Annotated in this window: 13 protein-coding genes; 11 read left to right on the top strand and 2 right to left on the bottom strand. The window is 72.3% G+C overall.

Annotation, left to right across the window (positions count from 1 at the left end; translation table 11 throughout):
• Positions 1 to 241, top strand: a 241-nt coding sequence (locus tag ABZE72_RS11315; protein ID WP_372729132.1) for a hypothetical protein, incomplete at its 5' end; no start/stop codon positions are given.
• A complete protein-coding gene (locus tag ABZE72_RS11310) occupies positions 238 to 456 on the top strand; it encodes a PspC domain-containing protein (RefSeq protein WP_372729131.1) in 219 nt (72 codons plus the stop codon). The genes ABZE72_RS11315 and ABZE72_RS11310, both read left to right, overlap by 4 nt.
• A gap of 16 nt (positions 457 to 472) precedes the next feature.
• Here the strand turns inward: ABZE72_RS11310 and ABZE72_RS11305 are convergent, their stop codons facing one another.
• Positions 473 to 1,615, bottom strand: coding sequence for a glycerophosphodiester phosphodiesterase (locus ABZE72_RS11305; RefSeq protein WP_372729130.1), 1,143 nt, complete (start codon positions 1,613 to 1,615; stop codon positions 473 to 475).
• A gap of 93 nt (positions 1,616 to 1,708) precedes the next feature.
• Between ABZE72_RS11305 and ABZE72_RS11300 the strand changes: the two genes are divergently transcribed.
• Genes ABZE72_RS11300 through ABZE72_RS11285 form a run of 4 tightly spaced genes read left to right on the top strand, consistent with a single transcriptional unit; the run spans position 1,709 to position 6,824 of the window.
• Positions 1,709 to 2,263 carry a YbaK/EbsC family protein gene (locus tag ABZE72_RS11300; RefSeq protein WP_372729129.1) on the top strand — a complete coding sequence of 185 codons (555 nt, stop codon included), beginning with the start codon at positions 1,709 to 1,711 and terminating at the stop codon, positions 2,261 to 2,263.
• Positions 2,264 to 2,279: 16 nt separating this feature from the next.
• On the top strand, positions 2,280 to 3,281 hold the full coding sequence (locus ABZE72_RS11295; RefSeq protein ID WP_372729128.1) for a hypothetical protein: 1,002 nt from the start codon (positions 2,280 to 2,282) through the stop codon (positions 3,279 to 3,281).
• A gap of 52 nt (positions 3,282 to 3,333) precedes the next feature.
• Entirely contained in the window at positions 3,334 to 5,076 is a 1,743-nt protein-coding gene (locus ABZE72_RS11290) for an ABC transporter ATP-binding protein (protein ID WP_372729127.1), read from the top strand.
• Positions 5,073 to 6,824: an ABC transporter ATP-binding protein gene (locus tag ABZE72_RS11285; RefSeq protein ID WP_372729126.1), complete on the top strand. Its 1,752-nt coding sequence runs from the start codon at positions 5,073 to 5,075 to the stop codon at positions 6,822 to 6,824. Before ABZE72_RS11290 ends, ABZE72_RS11285 begins: the two co-directional genes overlap by 4 nt.
• A gap of 59 nt (positions 6,825 to 6,883) precedes the next feature.
• On the opposite strand, the gene npdG is transcribed toward ABZE72_RS11285, so the two are convergent.
• On the bottom strand, positions 6,884 to 7,555 hold the full coding sequence (gene npdG, locus ABZE72_RS11280; protein ID WP_372729125.1) for an NADPH-dependent F420 reductase: 672 nt from the start codon (positions 7,553 to 7,555) through the stop codon (positions 6,884 to 6,886).
• A 150-nt stretch (positions 7,556 to 7,705) separates the two neighbouring features.
• On the opposite strand from npdG, the gene ABZE72_RS11275 reads away from it, so the two are divergent.
• The 5 genes from ABZE72_RS11275 to cofG all read left to right on the top strand — a co-directional run.
• Positions 7,706 to 8,734, top strand: coding sequence for an LLM class F420-dependent oxidoreductase (locus ABZE72_RS11275; protein WP_372729124.1), 1,029 nt, complete (start codon positions 7,706 to 7,708; stop codon positions 8,732 to 8,734).
• A complete protein-coding gene (locus ABZE72_RS11270; protein WP_372729123.1) occupies positions 8,722 to 9,630 on the top strand; it encodes an oxygenase MpaB family protein in 909 nt (302 codons plus the stop codon). Before ABZE72_RS11275 ends, ABZE72_RS11270 begins: the two co-directional genes overlap by 13 nt.
• A 59-nt stretch (positions 9,631 to 9,689) precedes the next feature.
• On the top strand, positions 9,690 to 10,841 hold the full coding sequence (locus ABZE72_RS11265) for an acyl-CoA dehydrogenase family protein (protein WP_372729133.1): 1,152 nt from the start codon (positions 9,690 to 9,692) through the stop codon (positions 10,839 to 10,841).
• 61 nt (positions 10,842 to 10,902) lie between these two features.
• Positions 10,903 to 13,026, top strand: a complete 2,124-nt coding sequence (locus tag ABZE72_RS11260; RefSeq protein WP_372729122.1) for an MMPL family transporter — start codon at positions 10,903 to 10,905, stop codon at positions 13,024 to 13,026.
• A 62-nt stretch (positions 13,027 to 13,088) separates the two neighbouring features.
• Positions 13,089 to 14,303 (top strand): 7,8-didemethyl-8-hydroxy-5-deazariboflavin synthase CofG (cofG, locus tag ABZE72_RS11255; protein ID WP_372729121.1); only part of this gene is annotated, 1,215 nt, incomplete at its 3' end.

Genomic DNA, 14,303 nt, shown 5'->3' with positions numbered 1-14,303 from the left:
TGCCTCGGGGCGCCACCCGGTCAACCTGTTCCACCTGGTCGCGGGGCTGGTCCTGCTCGGCCTGGTCGGGATCTGGGGGCTGGTCGAGGCCGACGTGGTCGGCTTCGACGACACCCGCTGGCTGCTCCCCCTGCCGTGGCTGCTGGCGGGCCTCGTCGGGGTGGCGGTCGTCACCTCCGCCAACCGCCGGAACCGTCCACAGGACCCTGCACCCACCACCGACTCCGAGGAGCCCCGATGAGCACCGACACCCCGATCCCGCCCGCGGCCGGTCCGCGCCGGCTGACCCGGAACACCGACGACCGGATGGTGGCCGGACTCTGCTCCGGACTCGCCGACTACTTCGACGTCGACGTCACCCTGGTCCGGGTGCTCACCGTGGTGCTGGCAGTGCTGAGCCTGTGCTCGGCGGTGCTGGCCTACCTGGTCGCCTGGGTCCTGGTCCCCCGCGCCTGACCTCCGGCCGGCGGGCTCAACCGACCCTGCGCTGGTCGCGGCGCCACGCGCGAACGGCCGCCACCGCGGTGTCGGGGTGGTCGCTGAAGATCCCGTCCACCCCCGCGTCGAGGAAGGCGCGCGCCTCGGCGACCGCGTCGCCGGTGGCACGGGGGTCCTCACCGCGTCGGAAGTTCGTGGCCATGAACTGGTTCTCGTCGCGCAACGTCCACACGTGCACGAGCAGCCCTTCGTCGTGAGCGTCCGACACCAGGTTCGACGGGGCGCCGGTGGCGCCATCGGCGCCGCGGGGCAGGACGAGGTCCTTGTGCGCCCCCACGCCGTCGGCGTACCCGGCGATCCACCGCAGCCCGGCGGGCGTGACCAGGTCGGCGTAGGTCCGGTCGACCCCCGCGGCCTGCAGGTCCGCCGGCGCCCCGGAGTTGCTCACCAGCTGGACCAGCGGCAGGTCGGTGCGCTCGTCGAGCTCGCGCAGGTTCCGGGTCTCGAAGGACTGGATGAACACCCGCGCGCCCCGGTGGTCGAGCCGGTGGCGACGCAGGGCCGCGAGCAACGACTCCTCCAGGGAGAGACCGATCGAGTCGAAGTACGTCGGGTGCTTGGTCTCCGGGTAGACCCCGATCCGGTGCCCGGCCCGCCGCGACTCCCGGCCGACCAGGTCGAGCACCTCGTCGAAGGTCGGCACCCGGTAGCGGCCGTCGTAGCGGGTGTTGGCCGGCCGTACGTCGGGCAGCCGCTCGACGGCACGCAGGGTGCGCAGCTCGGCCAGCGTGAAGTCCTCGGTGAACCATCCGGTGATCGGCTGGCCGTCGATCGTCTTGGTGGTTCGCCGGTCCGCGAACTCGGGTCGCTCGGCCACGTCGGTGGTGCCGCTGATCTCGTTCTCGTGCCGGGCCACCAGGACTCCGTCGCGGGTCGAGACGAGGTCGGGCTCGATGTAGTCGGCACCCATCCGGATGGCCAGTCGGTAGGCGGCGATCGTGTGCTCGGGCCGGTGGCCGGAGGCGCCGCGGTGGCCGATCACGAGCGGACGCGCCTGACCGCGCGTCTGCTCCGCGGCCGGCGCGGACGCGGAGGCCGCGCCGATCGTGGGCAGGGCGAGCAGCGGTGCGGTCAGCCCGAGGGCGAGGGAGGTGGTGAGCCGAGTCAGGGGGGTCATGCCCGCCACCACAACGGGGCCCGGTGACCCCGTGGCGAGCCGCAGGTGAACCCCGTGCTTCCGCCGGGTGAAGCCTCGGGCCACGATGGGTGGATGAGCCAGCCGCACCCGCTGCCGACCCTCGGCACCCTGACCTCACTGCCCGCGCTCGACCGTCGCGACCTGATCGCCACCCCGGTCGCCGCGGCGCTGACCGGCTGGGCGCACGCGCCGGCGGTGGCGGTGGTCGCGATCGACCCGTCGCTCGCGGACACCGCCGCCCTGACCGAGGCCTACGACCTGCCGCTGGCTGCGAGCGCGAACTGCGTGGTCGTGGCCGGGCGTCGCGACGGCGAGGAACGCGTGGCCGCCTGCGTGGTGCGCGCGGACACCCGCGCGGACGTGAACAACCTGGTCAAGCGCACGCTCGACGTGCGCAAGGCGTCGTTCCTGGCGATGGACCGAGCGGTCGAGGAGTCGGCGATGGAGTACGGCGGAATCACCCCGGTCGGCCTGCCGTCCGGCTGGCGGCTCCTCGTCGACGCCGCCGTGCTCGACATCGAGGTCGCGGTGATCGGCTCCGGCGTACGCCGCTCCAAGCTGCTGGTGCCGGGCCGGCTGCTGGCCGAGCTCCCGGGCGCGGAAGTGGTCGACAACCTGGGGGTCTGAGCCGCACCATCGGTGCGTGAACCGCAACGAGACCGAGCAGGAGCGCCTCGATCGCGCGCCGGGTGAGCTGCTCCGCTGGTCGATGCTCCTCGCTGAGCGGCCGGAGCCCCGAACCGTCCGGTGGGCGGTCGGCCTGGTCGTCGTGCTCGTCGGGATCGGCTGCGCCGCCTGCCGCGAGGCCCCGGTGACCGCCGCCGATCCGCCGGCCGCCCCCACGGTCCGCACGCTCACCCCCGTCCCCCTCCCGCCACCCGCTCCTGCCTCGGGGGAGATCCGGGCCGACCTGCGCCAGTCCTCCCGCGACGCCGCCCTGGGCCGGATCCAGGTGTGGCTCGACAACGACACCTCCCACGCCGTGCTCCCCACCGAGATCAGTTACCGCGACGCCCGGTTCCGTCGACCGCTGCTCGCCGAGCGCCTGCGGGTCGCCCCCGCCGGCTCCGAACGCGGCTACCCGCTGACGCTGCCGGCTCGGCCGGTCTGCCCCCAGGACGCGGACGCCGGCCCGCCCCGCCTCCTTCTGACGCAGGGCAGCAGCACCGCTCCGCAGCGACTCCGGGTCACCGATCCGAACGACGTGATCTCCCGTCACGTCAGCGCGCGGTGTCTGGAGCTGGACGTCGCCAGGGTCGCCCGGATCTCCTTCGCCGACCGCGTCGCGGTCTCTCGGCCGGGGCCGGGCAGCCGCGGCCTCCTCACGCTCGTCGTACGCCCGACCGGCCGGGCCGGACCCCGACTCGTGATCGACTCCGTCGGCGGAACCCCCCTGCTCGGGTCGGCCGGCCGATCTGCGTGGGCGCCACGGGCGGTGGTCGACAGTGGCGGCGGCACTTTGCGGCTACGACTGCCCGTGCGGCCCGCGCGCTGCGACGACCACGTCTTCCTGGAGTCGGGCGGCGCCACGGCCTTCCTGGTCCGACTGCGGCTCGACGGCCGGCCCGGCCAGCTGGTGGTGCGGATGACCCCGCGCGGAGCGGCCCAGGCCATCGGGTTCGCGCGCACCTCCTGCGGGCGGTGACCGGACCGATAACCGTTCGCTGACGGGCGTGCCGGAACGTACGATCGGACAAGTGCGCAACCTCCCTCTCGGACACCCCGGAACGGCCGACCACCGGTCCCCGGGACGCTTCCTGTGGTGGCTGGCCATGGGGCAGCGCCGGACCCTCGCCGGGGGCATGATCTTCGGCATCCTCTGGATGAGCAGCCAGGCCGTGATGCCGGCCGTGATCGGCCGCGCCATCGACGAGGGCATCGCCGCCAAGGACAGCAGCGAGCTGCTGAAGTGGACGATGGCGATGCTCGTGATCGGCCTCGTCCAGGCGGCCAGCGGGATCATGCGGCACCGGTTCGCCGTCACCAACTGGCTCACCACCGCCTACCGCACCGTCCAGCTCGTCGGGCGACAGGCGGTGACCCTCGGCGGCACGCTGCCGCGCAAGGTCTCGACCGGCGAGGTGGTCGCGATCGGCACCAGCGACCTCTCCCACCTCGGCAACGCGATGGACGTCAGCGCCCGCTTCGCCGGCGCGATCGTCTCCTTCGTGCTGGTCTCGGTGATCCTGCTGCAGACCTCGCTCACCCTGGGCCTGCTGGTCCTCGTCGGCGTGCCCGTCCTGATGCTGCTGGTCGGTCCGCTCCTGGCCCCGCTCCAGCGGCGGTCGATGCGCCAACGCGAACTGATGGGCGAGCTGTCCAACACCGCCAGCGACATCGTCAGCGGGCTGCGCGTGCTGCGCGGGATCGGCGGCGAGCAGGTCTTCCACGACCGCTACCGGCGCGAGTCCCAGCAGACCCGACGCGCCGGCGTGGAGGTGGCGAAGCTCCAGTCGATCCTGGATGCGCTGCAGATCTTCCTGCCCGGCCTCTTCGTGGTGACCGTCGTCTGGATCGGCGCCCGCTACGCCGTCCAGGGGCAGATCTCGCCCGGGGAGCTGGTCGCGTTCTACGGCTACGCCGCGTTCCTGATGATCCCGCTGCGCACCGCCACCGAGTACGCCAACAAGCTGATCCGGGCGCTGGTCTCGGCACGTCGGGTCTGCCGGGTGCTGTCGCTCACCCCCGAGATCGCCGACCCCGCCGTGGTCGCGCCCTCGCCCCCGCCCGGCTCCGACCTGGACGACGTCCGGACCGGCCTGCACGTCACTGCCGGCAACCTGGTGGCCGTCGTCAGCGACCGTCCCGAGGAGGCCGCCGACCTCGCCGATCGGCTCGGCCTGTGCGCCCCGGTGCCAGACGACGACGTCCGGCTGGGCGGCGTACCGCTCACCTCCCTGCTCGGCTCCGAGGTCCGCCGCCGGATCGTGGTCTCCGACACCGGGAGCGTCCTGTTCTCGGGCCTGCTGCGGGACCGGCTCGACATCACGGGGAGCGGGGGGTCCGCCGTCGCGCGTGCCCTGGACACCGCCTCCGCCCACGACGTCCTGGCCGCACTGCCCGACGGTCTCGACAGCATCGTGGCCGAGCGCGGGCGCAGCTTCTCCGGCGGGCAGCGTCAGCGGCTGGTGCTGGCCCGTGCGCTGACCACCGACCCCGAGATCCTGATCCTGGTCGAGCCGACCTCGGCGGTCGACGCGCACACCGAGGCCAGGATCGCCGCCCGGCTCCGCGAGCACCGTGCGGGTCGGACCACGGTCGTGGTCAGCTCGAGCCCGCTGGTCCTGGACGCCGCCGACGAGGTCGCCTTCCTGCGCGAGGGCCGGGTGGTCGCCAGTGGACGCCACGGGGAGCTGCTGGAGACCTGTCGCGACTACCGCGCGGTCGTCACCCGCGAGACCTCCCCGGAGGCCGGGCTGACGGTGGAGGCGGCCCGATGAGCGCCACCACGATGCTTCCGGTCGCCGACGGTCCCGCCGTACGGCGCTACGCGGGCCAGATCGCCCGCCGCCACCCGCGCCTGCTGTGGGGCGCGCTGTCGCTGCACGGGCTGGCCGCACTCACCGCCCTGGCCGCACCGCGCCTGATCGGCGACCTGGTGCAGGCGGTCGAGACCGGCACGACGCTGGCCCACGTCGACGACATCATGCTGCTGCTGGCGGGCTTCCTGCTCGCCCAGACCGTGCTGACCCGCTTCGCCCGCTACGTCAGCCAGGTGCTCGGCGAGCAGGTGCTGGCGCAGCTGCGTGAGGACTTCGTGGGCAACGCGCTGGCGCTGCCGGTCGGGGTGGTGGAGTCGGCCGGCTCCGGCGACCTGCTCACCCGCACCGGCCGCGACGTCGACCAGCTCGGCTGGTCGGTGCGCTGGGCGATGCCGGAGTGGACGATCGCGGCGGTCACGGCCGTGCTCACCTTCGCCGCCGCCCTGAGCGTCGGCTGGTGGGTCGCCCTGCCCTGCCTGCTCGGGGTGCCGCCCCTGGTGATCGGGCTGCGCTGGTACCTCGCCCGCGCCAAGGCCGGGTACCTGCGCGAGAGCGCGTCGTACTCCGCGATCAACGCCACCCTGACCGAGACGGTCGAGGGCGCCCGCACCGTCGAGGCGCTCGGGCTGGCCGAGGAGCGGATCGCGGCGATCGACGAGGACATCAAGGAGTCCTACGCCGCCGAGCGCTACACGCTCTACCTGCGCACGGTCTTCTTCCCGAGCATGGAGATCGCCTACCTGATCCCGACCGTGACCACGCTGCTCTTCGGCGGCTGGCTCTACACCCAGGGCCAGGTCTCCCTGGGCGACGTCACGGCGGCGACCCTCTACGTGCAGATGCTGATCGACCCGGTCGACCGGATCGTCTCGATCCTCGACGAGCTGCAGCTCGGTGCCGCCTCCCTGGCCCGGCTGCTGGGCGTCGCCCAGGTGCCCGACGACCGTGCGGTCAGCGGCGCGCAGCCGCACGGCGAGCAGCTCGACGTCACCGACGTCCGGTTCGCGTACGTCGAGGGGCGCGACGTGCTGCACGGCATCGACCTGTCGATCGGGGTCGGCGAACGGATCGCAATGGTCGGCCCGTCCGGGGCCGGCAAGTCCACCCTGGGTCGACTGCTGGCCGGCATCCACCCGCCGCGCACCGGGTCCGTCACGGTGGGGGGCGTGGGGCTGGTCGAGCTCCCGCTGGGGGACCTGCGCGGCCATGTCGCACTGGTCACCCAGGAGCACCACGTCTTCGTCGGCACGCTGCGCGAGAACCTCGCACTCGCCGCTCCGCCGGGGGCTGACGACGAGGCGATCCGCCAGGCCCTGGCCGCGGTCGACGCGCTCGTCTGGGTGGACGCGCTGCCCGCCGGTCTCGACACGGTCCTCGGCTCCGGCGGGCGTCGGGTGACCGACGCGCAGGCCCAGCAGATCGCGCTGGCCCGCCTGGTCCTGGCCGACCCGCACACGCTGGTGCTGGACGAGGCGACCTCGTTGATCGACCCGCGGGCGGCCCGGCACCTCGAGCGCTCGCTCGCCGCCGTGCTGGAGGGGCGGACCGTGATCGCGATCGCCCACCGGCTCTTCTCCGCGCACGACGCCGACCGGGTCGCGGTGGTCGAGGCCGGGGTGATCTCCGAGCTCGGCTCCCACGACGAACTGGTGGCCGCCGGCGGTTCCTACGCCGCGCTCTGGGACTCCTGGAACGGCAAGCACTGACCCCGGCCGTCGGGCCGGGGCCGGTGGTCGGGGCCGGTGGGTCGGGGCCGGTGGGTCGGTCAGAGGCCGGTGACGCGCAGGCCCGAGTGGACCTTGTACTTCCGGTTGATCGAGATCAGCACGGCGGTCAGCGGCTCGAGCTGACGGGCCAGGCGCAGCTTGCCGGCGTCGACGCCGGCGCGGCCGGTGACGCTGCGGGCCAGCTCGATCGCGACCTGCTTGGCCTCGAGCGAGTCACCGCAGACCAGCACGTCCTCGTGGTCGAGGAACTCGGCCTCGCTCCAGAGGTTGACCGCGGAGACGTGGTGGAAGGCACCCACGACCGTCGCCTCGGGCGCGAGCCGCTGGGCCGACTCGGCGGCCGAGCCCTCGCCGCCGTCGATGACCAGCCCGTGTGCCCCGCGCTTGTCGAAGGCCAGCGGGTTCACGCAGGAGACGACGGTCTTCCCGGCGAGCGGAAGCGTGGCGACCAGCTCGTCGTGGCCGCCGTACGGCACCGCCAGCAGGACGACGTCGGCGTCGGTGCACGCGTCGGCGTTGGTCGCGCCGGAGACCTGACCGGCACCCTCGACGTCGCTCAGCCGCTCGGTCACCTCGGCCGCGACGTCCTGGGCCTTCTCGGCCGCCCGGGAGCCCAGGACGACCGTGTGGCCGTGCCGCGCGAAGCGGTAGCCCAGGCCCTTGCCCTGCGGTCCGGTGCCACCGATGACGGCGATGCGGTAGGTGCTCACGCGTGCTCCTCGACGAGTTCCGTGGACGATCAGGTGCGTCGATGATGCCACCGGATTCGCCGCCCCGGACACGCCGTCCGGGGTTGCTATCGTGACAGCCGGCCTGTCACGTTCCGTGCCCCGCCTCCCGACCCACACCCCAGGGGAACCATGAAGCTGTCGATGCAACTCGTCTACGCAGGCAACCCGCGGGAGTCGGCCGACCAGGTCTCCGACCTCGAGAAGGCCGGGCTCGACACCGTCTGGGTGGCCGAGCCGTACGGCTTCGACGCGCCCACCCTGATGGGCTACCTCGCCGCGAAGACCGAGACGATCGAGATCGCGGCCGGCATCCTGAACATCTACTCGCGCACCCCCGGCGCGCTGCTGCAGACCGTCGCCGGGCTCGACAACGTCAGCGGAGGTCGGGCGGTGCTCGGCCTGGGCGCCTCCGGCCCCCAGGTGATCGAGGGCTTCCACGGCGTGCCCTACGACAAGCCGCTGGCCCGCACCCGGGAGGTCGTCGAGATCATCCGGATGGGCCTGCGCCGCGAGGCGTTGGTCAGCGACGGTCTCTACAAGCTGCCCCTGCCCGCCGGCCAGGGCACCGGACTCGGCAAGCCGCTGAAGCTGCTGAACAAGCCGGAGCGCTCCGAGGTCCCGATCTTCATCGCAGCCCTCGGCCCCAAGAGCGTGCAGGCCACCGCGGAGTACGCCGACGGCTGGCTGCCGTTCCTGTTCCACCCCGAGAAGGCGCACACCGTCTGGGGCGACGCACTGGCCGCCGGCCGGGCCGAGCGCCCCGACACCCTCGGCCCGCTCGAGATCTCCGCCGGCGGCATGGTCGCGATCGGCGAGGACGTCAAGGGACTGCTGGACTTCATGCGGCCGATGTACGCCCTCTACGTCGGCGGGATGGGGGCGCGTGGCAAGAACTTCTACAACGACCTCGCCTGCCAGTACGGCTACGAGAAGGAGGCCAAGGAGATCCAGGACCTCTACCTCGACGGCCACAAGCGCGACGCCGAGGCGAAGGTCCCCCTGGAGTGGCTGGAGGCGGGCAACCTGGTCGGCCCCGCGTCGTACGTCCAGGAGCGGATCGCCGCCTTCCGCGAGGCCGGCGTCACCAACCTGCAGGTCTCTCCCGCCTCCGACGACCCGGCCGGCACCATCACCCAGGTCAAGGAATGGGTGTCCTGACCTCGGGTCCAGCACGCCGCCGGGGACTGCGCTTCCCCGGGCGGTTCGACAACCTGCGCGAGATCCGGACCCTCGACCCCGAGCGCGACACCGATCGGATCCTCTGGCTCACCAGTCGCCACGAGTTCCCCTGGGACTACACCCAGGGCACCTCGATCGCGTTCCTGCGCGACTACGGCGTGCCCTCGATCGCGGCCCTGCTGCACGCCACCGGGGAGTTCGAGAAGCACGGCGTCAAGCGGTACGACGACACGCTGCTGATCGCCGAGGAGGCCACGCTCGACGGACTGGACTCGCCTCGCGGTCACGCCGCGGTGCGTCGGTTGAACCGGATCCACGCTCACCACGACATCCCGGCCGACGAGTTCCGCTACGTCCTGGCCACCACGATCGTCGGCCCGGTGCGCTGGATCGAGCAGTACGGCTGGCGGCCGCTGGACCCGGTCGAGCTCGCCGCGATCGCAACCCACACCACCCGCTTCGGCCGCCTGATGGGCCTCACCGACCTGCCCACGACGTACCAGGGTTATCTCGAGCTGCTCATTTCCTACGAGCGCTCTCACTTCCGCTTCGAACCGGCCAACCGCCTCGTCACCGAGTCGACGCTGCGCGCGGCCCGCGCCGCGGCGCCTCGAGCGCTACGCCCGTTCGTCCGCCGGATCACGATCTCGCTGATGGACCGGCCACTGCTCGACGCCCTCGGCCTGGAGCCCTCCCCTCGCTGGCTGGTCCGCTCCCTCCATCTGGGGCTCCGGGCTCGCGCGCACCTGCTGCGCTTCGCTCCGCCCCGCCGTACGCCGTACCGGCACCGGCCGTCGACGTATCCGCAGGGCTACTCGCTCGGCGACCTCGGCCCCGCGTCGATGCTCGACGAGCTCAATGCGCGCCCCGCTTGAAACGTGACAGCGCTACTGTCACAGTGGTGCGCATCCACCACGAGCACCCGGGAGCCCCCATGCGTGACGCCGCCTCATCGATCTACACCACCGAGCACGAGGACTTCCGGCGGAGCGCCCGCGCCTTCATGGAGAAGGAGGTCGTCCCCTTCCACGAGCAGTGGGAGAAGGACGGCCAGGTCGACCGGGCGGTGTGGACCAAGGCGGGTGCGCAGGGTCTCCTCTGCTTCGACGTCGACGAGGAGTACGGCGGCGCCGGGGCCAAGGACTTCCGCTACAACATGGTGCTGGCCGAGGAGATCGGCCGGGCCGGCGCCAGCGGACTCGGCTTCCCGGTGCACAGCGACATCATCGTGCCCTACATCAGCCAGCTCGGGACTCCCGAGCAGAAGGCCCGCTGGCTGCCCGGACTGGTCAGCGGCGAGCTGATCTCCGCGATCGCGATGACCGAACCGGGCGCCGGCTCCGACCTGCAGGGCATCCGCACCAGCGCGGTCGACAAGGGCGACCACTACCTGCTGAACGGCTCCAAGACCTTCATCAGCAACGGCATCCTCGCCGACCTGGTGATCGTGGTCGCCCGGACGGACCCCGACGCCGGCCACCAGGGCATCAGCCTGCTCGTCGTCGAGCGAGGGATGGCCGGCTTCGAGCGCGGCCGCAACCTCGAGAAGATGGGACTCAAGGCACAGGACACCGCCGAGCTCTTCTTCGACAACGTGGAGGTGCCCAAGGAGAACCTGCTCGGGCCCGAGGGCAGCGGATTCATCTCGTTGATGCAGAACCTGCCCCAGGAGCGGATCTCGATCGCCGCGATCGCGGTGGCCGCCTGCGAGCACGTGCTCGAGCTGTGCCTGGCCTACGCCAAGGAGCGCGAGGCGTTCGGACGCCCGATCGGCACGTTCCAGCACAACCGGTTCCTGCTCGCCGAGATGGCCACCGAGGTCCACATCGCCCGGGTCTTCGTCAACGACTGCGTGCTCCGCCTCAACCGAGGCGAGGTGGACACCGCCCTGGCCTCGATGGCGAAGTGGTGGACCACCGAGCTGCAGAAGAAGGTCGTCGACCAGGGCGTGCAGCTGCACGGCGGCTACGGCTACATGAGCGAGTACCCGATCGCCAAGGCATACGTCGACAGCCGGATCCAGACCATCTACGGCGGCACCACCGAGATCCAGAAGGAGATCATCGGGCGTACGTTGGGGATCTGAGCGCCTGCCCGCGGCCGGACCCACAGCGTCGAGACCCTCGCCCATCCGCAAGACTGGCCGCATGTCGAAGCGCTGGGCCTGGCCACTCCTCGTCGTCCTCGTGTGGCTCGTCGTCGGTGGCCCCCTCGGCTCCTTCTCGGGGCGCCTGGCCGAGGTCCAGCAGAACGACAACGCGGCGTTCCTGCCCCAGACGGCCGAGTCGACGCTGGCGCTCAACGCCCTGCTGGAGTTCCAGAAGGACGAGACGATTCCGACGACGGTGGTCTTCGAGCGCACCGGCGGGCTGACCGAGGCCGACCAGCAGGTCGTCGCGTCGTACGCCGAGGAGCTGCGCGGGGTCCCCGGCGTCACGGCCGTCAAGGGCCCGGTGCCCGCGCAGGACGGCGAGGCCACCCAGCTGATCGTGCAGGTCGACGGCTCCGACGGCGAGGAGGTACGGGAGACCGTGGCCGACCTCCGCGAGGCGATCGGCACCCCACCCGACGACCTGGTCGCGCTGGTCGGCGGACAGGGCGGGATCCTCGCCGACCTGATCAAGGCGTTCGGCGCCATCGACGGTCTGCTGCTGGTGGTCGCACTGGTGGTCGTGCTGATCATCCTGGTGATCGTCTACCGCTCTCCGGTGCTCCCGGTGCTGGTGCTCGTCTCGGCCGTCCTCGGCCTGGCCGTCGCCTCGGCCGCGATCTACGCCCTGGCCAAGGCCGACCTCATCGACCTCAGCGGGCAGAGCCAGGGCATCCTGTTCATCCTCGCCATCGGGGCCGCCACCGACTACTCCCTGCTGCTGGTCGCGCGATTCCGGGAGGAGCTGCGTGACCGGGAGACCTCCCAGGAGGCGATCCGCGCCGCCCTGCGCGGCGTCGTGGAACCCGTGGCCGCCTCCGGGTTGACCGTCATCCTGGGTCTGCTCTGCCTGCTGCTCTCCGACCTGTCCAGCCTCAGCGGCCTGGGGCCCGTCGGCGCCATCGGCATCGTGGGCGCCATGCTCAGCTCGCTGACCTTCCTGCCGGCCGCCCTGGTGCTGCTGGGCCGTCGCGCCTACTGGCCGATGAAGCCCGCCCTCGGCTCCCCGCACCGCAACGAGGAAGGCATCTGGGGCAGGGTCGCCGCCCTGGTGCGCGACCGCGCCGTACCCGTCGCCCTGGTCACCACGCTGGCGCTCGGCACCTTCGCCGCCTTCGCCTTCACGCTGAACGAGGAGCCGGTGCCCCAGACCGACCTCTTCCTGACCGCGGAGGAGTCGGTGGCCGCCCAGGAGGTGATCGACGCGCACTACCAGGCGGACAACGCGAGCCCGGTGCAGGTCGTGGTGCCGACCGAGCTGGTCGACCGGGTCCTCGCGCAGGTCTCCGAGACCAAGGGCATCGCCCAGGAGTCGACCGGCGACCAACCGGCCGTCGTCGCCCTCTCCACCCCGAGCGACCCCGGCCAGCCGGCCAGCGTCGGGGGCCGCAGCATCCTGTTCGCGACCCTGGCCAACGGCAGCGAGTCGGCGGCCGCCACGCAGACCGTGGAGCGGCTTCGTCGTGAGCTCCACCAGGTCGACCCCGACATCCTGGTCGGCGGCTCGACGGCGATCCTGCTGGACACCCGGGAGACCACCGCGCGGGACCGTGCCGTGGTGATCCCGGCCATCCTGCTGGTGATCTTCGTGGTGCTCGCCTTCCTGCTGCGCTCGCTCGCGGCCGCGGGCCTGCTGGTGGTGGCCAACGTGCTCTCGTTCGGGGCCACGATGGGGGTGAGCGCGCTGGTCTTCGAGCACGTGTTCCACTTCCCCGCCAGCGACCCGTCGACGCTGCTCATCGGCTTCGTCTTCCTGGTGGCCCTGGGGATCGACTACTCGATCTTCCTGATGACCCGGGTGCGTGAGGAGGCGTTGGGGCTGGGCACCCGGCCGGGGGTGCTCAAGGGCCTCTCGGTCACCGGCGGCGTGATCACCTCAGCGGGCGTGGTCCTCGCGGCGACGTTCGCCGCACTCGGGGTCATCCCGATCCTCTTCCTCGCCCAGATCGCGTTCATCGTCGCCTTCGGCGTCCTGCTCGACACCCTGGTGGTCCGGTCGTTGCTGGTGCCGTCGCTCTGCTACCTGATCGGGCGTCGCACCTGGTGGCCGAGCGAGCTGGGACGCCGTCCGGACGAGGACCGGTCCACCGGTGTCGTGCAGGCTGCGGACCGAGGTCTCTAGAACGAGTTCCACCCACCGGGCCGGGAAGATCTCGCGGGCCCGTCCCGGTTAGCCTGAGCGTGATGACCCCCGATCCCACCCCCCAGCAGGTCCGCCGCTCCTTGGCCCGCGCCGAGCGGGGCGCCAGCCTCGACGTCACCGAGGCGACCGTCCTGCTGGCCGCGCGCGGCGAGGACTTGGACCGGCTGTGCGCGGTCGCGGCCCGGACCCGCGACGCCGGACTGGTGGCAGCCGGACGACCCGGCGTGGTGACCTACTCCCCCAAGGTCTTCATCCCCGTCACCCGTCTGTGCCGCGACCGCTGCCACTACTGCACGTTCGTGACCGTGCCCGGCAAGCTGGCGGCGCAGGGCACGTCGCCGTACCTCTCCCCCGACGAGATCCTCGACATCGCCCGCGCCGGCGCCGGGCTGGGGTGCCTGGAGGCGCTCTTCACGCTCGGTGACCGACCCGAGGACCGCTGGCCCGAGGCCCGGGCCTGGCTGGACGCCGAGGGGTACGACTCGACGCTCGCCTACGTCCGGGCGATGGCGATCCGGGTGCTGGAGGAGACCGGGCTGCTGCCCCACCTCAACCCCGGGGTGATGAGCTGGGACGAGATGAACCGGCTCAAGCCGGTCTCGCCGTCGATGGGGATGATGCTCGAGACGACCTCGCGGCGCCTCTTCGAGACGAAGGGCGAGGCGCACTTCGGCTCCCCCGACAAGGACCCCGCGGTCCGGCTGCGGGTGCTGGAGGACGCCGGGCGGCTCTCGATCCCGTTCACCACCGGTCTGCTGGTCGGGATCGGCGAGGACCTGACCGAGCGCGCCGAGACGATCTTCGCGCTGCGCGCCACCGCCCGGCGGTACGGCGCGGTGCAGGAGGTCATCGTGCAGAACTTCCGGGCCAAGCCCGACACCGCGATGCGGCACACCGACGACCTCGGCCTGGAGGAGTACCGCGCCGCGATCGCGGTCACCCGGATCGTGCTGGGCCCGAGGATGCGGATCCAGGCGCCGCCGAACCTGGTCGACAGCTCCGAGGGCTCGGCCGAGTGCGCCCTGCTGCTCGGGGCGGGCGTCGACGACTGGGGCGGTGTCTCGCCGCTGACCCCCGACCACGTCAACCCCGAGCGACCCTGGCCGTCGTTGGAGCGGCTGCGGTTCCTGACCGCCGCGGAAGGCTTCGAGCTGCGCCCCCGGCTCACCGTGCACCCCGAGTACGTGCGCCAGGGCGAGCCGTGGCTCGACCCGCGGGTCTCCGCCCACGTGGCGGCGCTCGCCGACGAGGACGGC

Origin of the sequence: Nocardioides sp., assembly GCF_041600255.1 — a bacterium.
Taxonomy (GTDB): domain Bacteria; phylum Actinomycetota; class Actinomycetes; order Propionibacteriales; family Nocardioidaceae; genus Nocardioides.
This window is presented reverse-complemented; position numbering and strand designations above follow the sequence as displayed.

Bases quoted from the DNA above. Each gene is read 5' to 3' on its own strand.
- ABZE72_RS11310 (WP_372729131.1), top strand. From the start codon at position 238: ATGAGCACCGACACCCCGATCCCGCCCGCGGCCGGTCCGCGCCGGCTG.
- ABZE72_RS11300 (WP_372729129.1), top strand. From the start codon at position 1,709: ATGAGCCAGCCGCACCCGCTGCCGACCCTCGGCACCCTGACCTCACTG.
- ABZE72_RS11270 (WP_372729123.1), top strand. From the start codon at position 8,722: ATGGGTGTCCTGACCTCGGGTCCAGCACGCCGCCGGGGACTGCGCTTC.
- ABZE72_RS11285 (WP_372729126.1), top strand. From the start codon at position 5,073: ATGAGCGCCACCACGATGCTTCCGGTCGCCGACGGTCCCGCCGTACGG.
- ABZE72_RS11265 (WP_372729133.1), top strand. From the start codon at position 9,690: ATGCGTGACGCCGCCTCATCGATCTACACCACCGAGCACGAGGACTTC.
- ABZE72_RS11275 (WP_372729124.1), top strand. From the start codon at position 7,706: ATGAAGCTGTCGATGCAACTCGTCTACGCAGGCAACCCGCGGGAGTCG.
- ABZE72_RS11260 (WP_372729122.1), top strand. From the start codon at position 10,903: ATGTCGAAGCGCTGGGCCTGGCCACTCCTCGTCGTCCTCGTGTGGCTC.
- ABZE72_RS11305 (WP_372729130.1), bottom strand. From the start codon at position 1,615: ATGACCCCCCTGACTCGGCTCACCACCTCCCTCGCCCTCGGGCTGACC.